We start from the raw sequence: 9090 nt of genomic DNA, 5'->3' as shown, positions 1-9090 counted from the left end.
GGTAAATGGCGAGCTAGTAATTCTTTGTATTTTTCTGGATTAAAAGTAAGGGTCATTTTTCCATTGCTCCTTATCGTATTCAGCGTGAGTTAAAACATACTTGATATAAATTAGCCGCTTCTGATAATCGATACTGGTTATGAGACGATAACTATTCCCTTTAATGTTAAAAACAGTAAAGTTACCAACTGCTTCTGCTTTAGGAAATACTGTTTGAACCTCAACTAAATTATACCAAATCGCTTGACTGGCAATTTTGTACCAATTCTCTAAAGCTATTCGGGAATCAGCGTGTTTATTCGTAAATTCTCGTAGTCTTCGATAGCTGATGACGTGCATTTATAAAAACAAACATAAATTATCTCTGGGGGTGATTCGCTGCCAAAGTTGTTTTTCCATCGGTAATTCAGTTGCCTGTAATCGTCCAATCTTCTGCTCTTACACCGGCAATTTGCCCAAAATCTTAGAGATTTCTCGTCAGCAGGATAGCCGGATTAACCATTGAGATAGCAGCAATCTTCAAATCCATCGAACCCAAACGAGGGTAAGTTACCCGAAGTTCTTGAAAAACTTGACCTGCCTTTTCATCAAAGCCGACAATGGGAATCGTGCGATAATTAGCGAGGTGCTTTTCTAGCCTTCGATAGGCAACAACTTGGGTTTCAATCGAACTGGTCTTGGCTATGTAACTGAGCCATCCCCGCATTTGTTCTTCGTAGGTGATAATTGTGGTGGCAACTTCGCTGCTCGTAATAGCAGCCAGTTTTTTCAGCAATTGTTGTGCCGGTTGTCCCCCGCGATCGAGAATAGTAATATGATCGGTGTCAAGGAGATACATTTCAGGGTTCGGATGCTTCCTCGGCTAAAGGTTTTAGAGACTGGCGGTACTCTTGACCAAACTGCATTGCCTCTTCGTAAGCTGGATCATCAGCAAAAGTGCCGACAATTTTTTCCCACCAGGGAGTTTCGCTGACAGTAGGTAGCAAACGCTTAAGCAGTGCTACTTCAGCTTCTAAAGCTGCTAGTCTTATCTCTAGATCAGTGCTTAACATGGTTGACATATCCTCCTATTCTGCTCTTGCTCAAAGGTTAGCTTTAAAACAAAATTTGTTTCAACGCCAGAAGCCATACGATGAACTGATGAAACCATACACAGCACTCCGGGTAAAATTATTGATGAACGATGATTGAGTTGCGACTCATTTCTATTAGGGAATGTTGAGTAAAAAGTGCTTTTATTTGAGGTAAATTATTCTGAAATAATGCTTCTAATTCAACATTCGTAATATTACCCGTAGTCACTAGCAGAAGCTTATAAGGTTCTTGACTAATCAAAAATGAATCGAGAAAATCTGTGTCTTTGGTAATAACAATACGATTTTGTTGAATTGAAAGAGCGTTAATTTCTGCATCTGTCGTGGCATTTTGTTGGGGTAAATCTTTAGTATGAATTGTACCATGACCAGCAGCTTGCAAAAAACGGGCTAAACGAACTGGCAATTGGGCATCGACTAAAAAGTTCATGGTGCAATTTGGTAGATGCTTTTTACCTGAGTTAATCGAGTGGCAAACAATAACGCCGCTAGAATATCCTCCCGTTCCAAATCATCGTAGTCGGCTAAAATATCTTCGATACTCATGCCAGAACTAAGTAATTCTAGGATAAATTCAACAGGATAACGCAATCCTCGAAGGCAAGGTTTGCCATGACAGATATTTAAATCGAGGGTGATTCGCTGCCAAAGTTGGTTTTCCATAGGTAATTCAGTTGCTTGTAATCGTCCAATCTTCTCTCCGCCTACTTCTACTATGCACAATTCTGTCTTTAAGTCAAGTTACTTTACAAAACTTTAAGCAATTTCTTGACAAAATTTAACCTTTTTTCTCATTTTTGAACCCTCGCAAATTAATTATGCAAGAGGTTTAATCTACTATACACAACTAGGGATACTACGAGAACTAACACTGTCATTGATGACCAACTCATGGCTGATGCTCTTAAAGCTACTGGACTCTCCTATTCTTTGTGTGATAAATTTAACTTCTATAGTAGTGATCGATCTTTGTGTCCTTTGTGTCTCTGTGGTTCGTTCCCCTCACTATTTATTGCCGGCAGTCTTCATTAACTATCTAGACCAAAAAAAACCAGTCTTCCCTAATTTTTCGGGAAAACTGGACAAGCTAATCTTGAGATTTTAACCGACGTTAGCGGTTTGTTTTTGGCTAAAAAATGCCGCTAAAACCTGTTGGGCAATCTGGGGACTGGTTAAACCCAAATCAGCGAAGGATTCCTCTGGTTTTGCGTGGTCCACTAATTTATCGGGAACCCCGAAACGCTTGACCGGAACTAGAATATTAGCATCCTGTAAAGCTTCCAAAACCGCAGAACCAAAACCACCCATCAAACAACCTTCTTCCAAAGTCACCACTTTACCAAGACGTTGGGCAAGGGGAAAGATAAGTTCTGTATCAAGGGGCTTGACAAAACGAGCATTAACCACTGTGGCTTCGATGCCGTGTTCGCTGAGGATTTCGGCCACCTGTAGGGAAGTGTTGACCATAGTGCCGTATCCTAACAGGAGAATATCATCGCCACTGCGGAGAATTTCGCCCTTACCGATGGGTAAAGCTTCCCAACCCTCTTCCATCAGGGGAACCCCTAAACCGTTGCCCCGGGGATAACGCATGGCAATGGGGCCGCTGGTATGATTAATCCCCGTTACCACCATTCTTTGCAGTTCCGCCTCATCTTTGGGGGCCATAATGGTCATATTGGGGATACAACGCAGGTAGGCGATATCGTACATCCCTTGGTGAGTCGGTCCATCGGCCCCGACAATACCGGCCCGGTCCATGCAGAAGAAAACCGGTAGATTTTGAATGCAGATATCATGAATAATCTGATCAAAAGCCCGCTGCAGGAAAGTAGAGTAAATAGTGACAACCGGGCGCATTCCTTCGCAAGCAAGACCACCAGCGAGAGTAACAGCGTGTTGTTCGGCAATTCCCACATCGATGTACTGTTTCGGTAGTTTTGCCTGAAATTTATCTAATCCCGTCCCGGTGGCCATAGCGGCGGTGATACCGATAATGCGCGGGTCATTTTCCGCCAATTTAGTGAGAGTATGCCCGAAAACTTTAGAATAAGCCGGAGGTTTCGGTTTACTGGAGGGAATCGGTTTACCCGTGGCTAAATTAAAGGGATTTTGGGCATGATAACCCACTTGATCTTTTTCGGCCCATTCGTAGCCTTTGCCTTTCACGGTGGCAACGTGGACGAAAACCGGTCCGTGGACCTTATGGGCCTGTTTAAAAGTGGCGATTAATTCGGGAATATTATGACCATCAATCGGGCCAAAATATTTAAAGCCCAATTCCTCAATCACTGCGCCGACTTTGGGAACTGCTAACCGTTTCATTCCTTCTTTGACTCGTTCCATTTCGGGAGTGAGGGAGTCACCGAAAAAGGGTAGATTTTTAAATTGTTCTTCGAGATTATCGGCGATAAACTGGACGGGTTCGCTCAGACGAACTTTATTGAGATAGCGGGAAATTGCCCCGACGTTGGGGGAAATGGACATCTCGTTATCGTTGAGGATAACCATGATGTTGGTGTTCGGTAAATGTCCAGCATGGTTAATCGCTTCTAGGGCCATACCCCCGGTTAAAGCGCCGTCCCCGATGATCGATACTACCTTGAAATCTTCCCCCTTGGCATCCCGGGCTAAAGCCATTCCTAACCCCGCAGAAATGCTCGTAGAGGCGTGTCCAGCCCCAAAATGGTCAAATTTGCTCTCGCAACGTTTTAGATAGCCCGCAACGCCGTTTTTTTGGCGCAGGGTGTGAAAATCGTTATAGCGACCGGTGAGGAGTTTGTGCGGATAAGCTTGGTGTCCCACGTCCCAAAGGACTTTATCTCGATCGAGATCGAGGGTTTGGTAAAGGGCGATCGTTAGTTCTACGACTCCTAACCCCGGTCCCAAATGTCCACCGGTAGCGGCGATCGTCTGGAGGTGTTTTTCGCGAATCTGACGGGCAATATCTTCTAATTGACGGAGTGATAAACCATGTAACTGGTTGGGATGAGTAATTTCACTTAGGTGCATATCGGCTTCTTTTTCAAAGTAGTTTATCCCTATACCAACTGTATAGGATTTTCAGCCTGAGATGAGGGAAAATCTAGGCTAGGGTCTGCTGAAAAAGTTTCTCGTGGGGGCAGGGTGTGGGGTGTGGGGTGTGGGGTGTAGGGTTTTACCGATTTTCAGGACGTTCGGCGAAGACTTCGGCGTGAGCTTTTGTCGAACGCTCAGTCGAACGCTCAGTCGAGTGGACGGTAAGGCTTCGACGGTGAGATCAGCCGAACCGCTTGTCGAACCGCCAAGGTCAATTACCTAATTTTCAGGGAAAAAGTCCCAGAATTTTCCCCCCGATCACTCCCATATCCGGTACTTTTTGATTTCCAAAAGGTCTAAAAGTTTTACCCAACAAGGTTTTCAGATTTATTCAGCCAACCCTAGGCTAGTCTGGCCGCCGTGCGTAAAATTTGGCCGGCTAACATGGCAGCCCCAAAACCATTATCGATATTAACCACACCCACACCGACCGCGCAGGAATTGAGCATAGTTAACAAAGGAGCAATACCGCCGAAACTGGTTCCGTAACCGATACTGGTGGGAACGGCGATCACCGGGCGATCGACTAATCCCGCTACCACACTTGGTAAGGCTCCTTCCATTCCCGCAACAACAATTAACACATCGGCGGCATCCAATAGATGGCGATGATTCAAGAGGCGATGAATTCCCGCTACTCCCACATCCCAAAGACGCTGCACGGAAAAACCGCATAATTGAGCAGTAACCGCCGCCTCCTCCGCTACGGGAATATCGGCAGTTCCCGCCGTTAGGATGGAAATTATCCCTTTTGGGGGATTTTCTGGGGCAGCTGCGGCAATGGCACAGATGCGGGCTAAGGGATAATAAACTAAGTCCGTTACCTGTTCCTGTAGCTGGGCTGCTATCTCTGCTTCAATGCGGGTGGCCATAACCACGGGACTATTTTGACGCAAAACATCGATAATTTGGGCGATTTGAGCCGTAGTTTTACCCGGCCCCCAGATAACCTCCGGAAATCCCGTTCTTAATTGACGATGATGGTCAATCTTAGCGAAGTCTTCCACCGGTTCAAAGGCCAGATGTTTAAGTTTATCTAAGGCTGTCTCCGGGTTAATTTCTCCCCTGGCAACGGCGGTCAGCAGCGATCGCAAATCGGCAGCATGGAACATGGTCAGTTATCAATGGGAAGTGGGGTGCGGGAATTATGAATTATGAATTATGAATTATGAATTATGAAGTAGGGAGGTGGGGGAGTGGGAATTATGAATTATGAATTATGAATTATGAAGTGGGGAGGTGGGGAGGATAAATAAAAATAATCTCCTGTCTCCTGTCTCGGAGTCTCCTGTCTCGGAGTCTCCTGTCTGGGAGTCTCCTGTCCCACTGATATTAGGAGGCCATGGTGGCTGCCGGACGGCGGCGGCGATAAGTACGATTGTTCGCTGGTTCCGTTGCCGCCGCTTGCAAGAGGAAAATCACTAGAGGTTGACTCTTTAACTCCCGTTTGATTAAACGTTGCAAAGTCGTCTCGATTTCGGCCCGCAAACCGGCCCAATCCGGGGACCCCGTGGCGGTTTTAAATTCACCGATGCGATCGCTTAAACAGCGTTCGATCGCCCGAATAATTAACTGATTCAGCAGCGGGATTTCCACTTTTGTCACCACACCGCGCAAATTAATCTCTGGAGGTGCGCTTAATTGTCCCTCCCCGTTAACGAAGGCCGCGATCGTAATCACACCATCTTCGGCTAATTGTTGTCTTTCCTGCATAATGTGTTCGTGGACCACACCCGCTTGATCAACTAACTCGATTCCCGAAGGCACTGGTGTGCCAAGTCCAATGCGATCGCCAGTTAACTCGATCGTGTCACCATTTTTGACAATTACCATATTTTCGGCGGGAATACCCATACTTTGGGCCATCTGAGCGTGTTTGACCAGCATTCGGTGTTCTCCATGCACTGGCACAAAAAACTTCGGCCGGGTCAAAGATAGCATCAATTTATGGTCTTCTTGGGAACCATGGCCGGAAACGTGAATTCCCTTATCGCGTCCGTAAACTACGTTAGCACCCTGCATCATCAGGCGATCAATTGTATTGACCACAGCGATGGTATTACCCGGAATCGGATTAGCGGAAAAGACAATCGTATCTCCCTGACGCACGCGAATATGAGGATGTTCACCCTTAGAAATCCGCGTCATGGCCGCTAAAGTTTCCCCCTGGGAGCCTGTGGTTAAAATAACGATTTTTTCATCGGCTAAATTGCGGGTCGCTTTCAAGGGTTCAAATAGATCGTCGGGACATTTTATATACCCCAAATTACGCGCATGAGCGATGACATTTAACATCGATCGACCCACTACCACCACTTTCCGGTTAAATTTCTGGGCCAATTTCAACACCAGATTAATCCGATGCACCGAGGAAGCAAAGGTAGTGATCATAATCCGTCCCGTTGCTTGGTTAAAAACCCGCTCTAAACCGGGATAAACGGAAGCTTCCGAGGGAGTATAACCGGGTACTTCCGCGTTAGTGGAATCACTCAATAAACATAGCACCCCTTTTTCGCCATGTTCGGCAATTTTTTGCAGATCAAAGAATTCGCCATCCACGGGAGTATGGTCAATTTTAAAATCTCCCGTGTGAATAACTACCCCTAAAGGAGTGTGAATTGCTACACAAAAACTATCGGCGATCGAGTGGGTATTGCGGATATATTCCACCATGAAAGATTTACCTAAACGCACCATTTGCCGGGGAACTACGGTTTCTAATTTGGTACGATTTGCTAATCCTGCTTCTTCCAATTTATCCCGCAATAAAGCCATCGCTAGACGCGGACCGTAGATAATTGGCACATCAAATTGTTTGAGATGGTAGGGAATGCCACCGATATGATCTTCGTGACCGTGGGTGACGATCATACCCTTAATTTTATGGCGATTTTCTCTTAGATAAGTCATATCGGGAAGCACTACATTGACCCCGTGCATATCATCGGAAGGAAAAGCTAAACCTGCATCCAAGAGAATAATCTCATCATCGTATTCAAAAACACAGGTGTTTTTGCCGATTTCGTGTAATCCTCCTAGGGGAATGATCTTTAGTTTTGCTTGGGTTTTATCTTGACTCATTAGGTATCCTTTGATGGTAAGTTATGTTGATTTTTCAGGTGGGTTTTCTAGACAGGAAATCTCAAAAAATGAATAGTCAGAATAAGTATGACTAGGGGAATAACACCTAGCTAAATTCACTTATATCAATACTTTCTCGCCGTTCTAAACTATATTTCTTTTCTTCTAGTTAAGCTATTAATATTATAACCTACTTTCTCGAAAAAATCCTAGTTTAGTTAGCCAAATTTTCTAGTATTTTTCTAGATTAAAGCCAATTCTTGCATAATTTTTGCTAATCCTTCTTCTAGTTCGGGACTTAAGGAACATAAAGGAGATCGCAATCCCCCCACCTCCCAACCGACTAGATTTAAGGCCGCTTTAATTGGAATTGGATTAGTGGCACAGAATAAACCTTTAAACAGGGGAAATAATTTCAAGTTAATCTCGATCGCTTTGGCCGCATCTCCGGTTAATAAAGCTTGAATCATCCCTTGGATTTCTTCTCCCACTAGATGACTAGCAACACTGACCACCCCCACCGCACCACAGGTCATCAGGGGTAAGGTGAGAAAATCATCGCCGGAATAAATAGCGAAATTTTCAGGGGTATGACAGTAAATCTTACAGGTTTGTTCTAAATTACCACTAGCTTCTTTTACCGCCACAATATTATCAACTGCTGCCAGTTTAATAATCGTTTCCGGGGTCATATTTTGACCCGTCCGACCAGGGATATTATAAAGCATCACCGGCAGATCGGGACAAGCTTTGGCAATGGTCAGAAAATGCTCGTATAAACCCTCTTGGGGTGGTTTATTGTAGTAGGGAACCACTTGTAAAGAACCATCTAAACCCAGTTTAGCAGCCTGTTGGGTCGCTTCGATCGCTTCGGAAGTGGAATTAGAACCCGTCCCCGCGATCACTTTTCCCCGACCATTAACCGCTTTTTTGACAATACTAAATAGTTCGTATTCTTCCTGCCAACTTAGGGTGGGTGATTCTCCCGTCGTCCCACAGACCACTATACCATCGCTACCGTGAGTAACTAGATAATCGGCCAATTTTTCCACCAGGGCATAATTAACTTGACCCTCGACGGTGAAGGGAGTCACCATCGCCGTAATTACTCGTCCAAAATAGGTTGTTTCACTCATTGATCAGTTATCAGTTATCAGTTATCAGTTATCAGTTATCAGTTATCAGTTATCAACTTCTGAAGGCAAGAGGCAAAAGAAAGAATCTGGCAATCCTCCTAAGTAGGGAGGCACAATTAGTTATTTGTAGGATGGTTTAGCGGTAGCGTAACATAATCAGGCGTTGGGTTTCATGCTTCAACCCAACCTACGTTCATCTTATATTTAATTCCACCCACCCACTTAATTATTTGTAGGATGGGTTAGCGGTGGCGTAACATAATCGGGCGTTGGGTTTCATGCTTCAACCCAACCTACGTTCTAGTTAACCTCTTGCATAATTAATTTTTGAGGATTCAAAAACGGCAAAAATAAGGATTAAATTGCCTAAAGTCTGTAAATAGACCATTTAATTGATTATTATTCATTCTTAATCCTCCTGACTACTGACTACTGACTACTGACTACTGACTCCTAACCCTAACAACAATTTTTGATTTTTACCAGAGGTCTAGTTATTATCGCCTTGATCTAGCTGATGGCTGATAGCTTAATTATCAAACTGTTGCTAATCTTGAACCGACGAGATTTTTCTTGACTAAAAGTTCCGCAATTTGCACGGCATTTAAAGCCGCACCCTTGCGAATTTGATCGCCGCATAGCCACAATTCTAGACCGTTAGGATGGGAGATATCTTGACGAATGCGTCCCACTAATACTTC

General features: G+C 44.5%; 10 protein-coding genes and 1 pseudogene. 1 reads left to right on the top strand and 10 read right to left on the bottom strand.

Annotation, left to right across the window (positions count from 1 at the left end; all coding sequences use genetic code 11):
* Positions 1-39: 39 nt before the first annotated feature.
* The 5 genes from PX484_RS12540 to PX484_RS12520 form a co-directional block, all read right to left on the bottom strand.
* Entirely contained in the window at positions 40-339 is a 300-nt protein-coding gene (locus PX484_RS12540; protein WP_002797368.1) for a type II toxin-antitoxin system HigB family toxin, read from the bottom strand.
* Between the two features lie 124 nt (positions 340-463).
* Positions 464-838, bottom strand: coding sequence for a type II toxin-antitoxin system VapC family toxin (locus tag PX484_RS12535; RefSeq protein WP_287671216.1), 375 nt, complete (start codon positions 836-838; stop codon positions 464-466).
* Position 839: 1 nt separating this feature from the next.
* Entirely contained in the window at positions 840-1052 is a 213-nt protein-coding gene (locus PX484_RS12530; protein WP_287671218.1) for a hypothetical protein, read from the bottom strand.
* Between the two features lie 118 nt (positions 1053-1170).
* The gene (locus tag PX484_RS12525) at positions 1171-1524 is read right to left on the bottom strand and encodes a DUF5615 family PIN-like protein (RefSeq protein WP_287765326.1); all 354 of its coding nucleotides are present in this window, start codon (positions 1522-1524) and stop codon (positions 1171-1173) included.
* A complete protein-coding gene (locus PX484_RS12520; protein WP_002758607.1) occupies positions 1521-1757 on the bottom strand; it encodes a DUF433 domain-containing protein in 237 nt (78 codons plus the stop codon). The genes PX484_RS12525 and PX484_RS12520 overlap by 4 nt, the downstream gene beginning before the upstream one ends.
* A 228-nt stretch (positions 1758-1985) precedes the next feature.
* On the opposite strand from PX484_RS12520, the gene PX484_RS25765 reads away from it, so the two are divergent.
* A complete protein-coding gene (locus PX484_RS25765; protein ID WP_071846437.1) occupies positions 1986-2126 on the top strand; it encodes a DUF2191 domain-containing protein in 141 nt (46 codons plus the stop codon).
* Positions 2127-2195: 69 nt separating this feature from the next.
* On the opposite strand, the gene dxs is transcribed toward PX484_RS25765, so the two are convergent.
* The 5 genes and pseudogenes from dxs to PX484_RS12495 form a co-directional block, all read right to left on the bottom strand.
* On the bottom strand, positions 2196-4106 hold the full coding sequence (dxs, locus tag PX484_RS12515; RefSeq protein ID WP_287703904.1) for a 1-deoxy-D-xylulose-5-phosphate synthase: 1911 nt from the start codon (positions 4104-4106) through the stop codon (positions 2196-2198).
* A gap of 407 nt (positions 4107-4513) precedes the next feature.
* Positions 4514-5284 carry a nickel pincer cofactor biosynthesis protein LarB gene (gene larB / locus PX484_RS12510; protein WP_002803694.1) on the bottom strand — a complete coding sequence of 257 codons (771 nt, stop codon included), beginning with the start codon at positions 5282-5284 and terminating at the stop codon, positions 4514-4516.
* 220 nt (positions 5285-5504) lie between these two features.
* Positions 5505-7253: a ribonuclease J gene (locus PX484_RS12505; protein WP_288104085.1), complete on the bottom strand. Its 1749-nt coding sequence runs from the start codon at positions 7251-7253 to the stop codon at positions 5505-5507.
* A 242-nt stretch (positions 7254-7495) separates the two neighbouring features.
* On the bottom strand, positions 7496-8389 hold the full coding sequence (gene dapA, locus PX484_RS12500; RefSeq protein WP_002803691.1) for a 4-hydroxy-tetrahydrodipicolinate synthase: 894 nt from the start codon (positions 8387-8389) through the stop codon (positions 7496-7498).
* 536 nt (positions 8390-8925) lie between these two features.
* A pseudogene (locus PX484_RS12495) lies at positions 8926-9090 on the bottom strand (Asd/ArgC dimerization domain-containing protein); the annotation flags it as partial.

The organism is Microcystis sp. M49636_WE2, assembly GCF_030065375.1.
Lineage (GTDB): Bacteria > Cyanobacteriota > Cyanobacteriia > Cyanobacteriales > Microcystaceae > Microcystis > Microcystis aeruginosa_C.
The sequence above is the reverse complement of the archived record's forward strand: the minus strand, read 5'-3'. Positions and strand labels throughout refer to the sequence as shown.

Coding starts and splice junctions, on each gene's coding strand:
- PX484_RS12540 (WP_002797368.1), bottom strand. CDS start 339: ATGCACGTCATCAGCTATCGAAGACTACGAGAATTTACGAATAAACAC.
- PX484_RS12535 (WP_287671216.1), bottom strand. CDS start 838: ATGTATCTCCTTGACACCGATCATATTACTATTCTCGATCGCGGGGGA.
- PX484_RS12530 (WP_287671218.1), bottom strand. CDS start 1,052: ATGTTAAGCACTGATCTAGAGATAAGACTAGCAGCTTTAGAAGCTGAA.
- PX484_RS12525 (WP_287765326.1), bottom strand. CDS start 1,524: ATGAACTTTTTAGTCGATGCCCAATTGCCAGTTCGTTTAGCCCGTTTT.
- PX484_RS12520 (WP_002758607.1), bottom strand. CDS start 1,757: ATGGAAAACCAACTTTGGCAGCGAATCACCCTCGATTTAAATATCTGT.
- PX484_RS25765 (WP_071846437.1), top strand. CDS start 1,986: ATGGCTGATGCTCTTAAAGCTACTGGACTCTCCTATTCTTTGTGTGAT.
- dxs (WP_287703904.1), bottom strand. CDS start 4,106: ATGCACCTAAGTGAAATTACTCATCCCAACCAGTTACATGGTTTATCA.
- larB (WP_002803694.1), bottom strand. CDS start 5,284: ATGTTCCATGCTGCCGATTTGCGATCGCTGCTGACCGCCGTTGCCAGG.
- PX484_RS12505 (WP_288104085.1), bottom strand. CDS start 7,253: ATGAGTCAAGATAAAACCCAAGCAAAACTAAAGATCATTCCCCTAGGA.
- dapA (WP_002803691.1), bottom strand. CDS start 8,389: ATGAGTGAAACAACCTATTTTGGACGAGTAATTACGGCGATGGTGACT.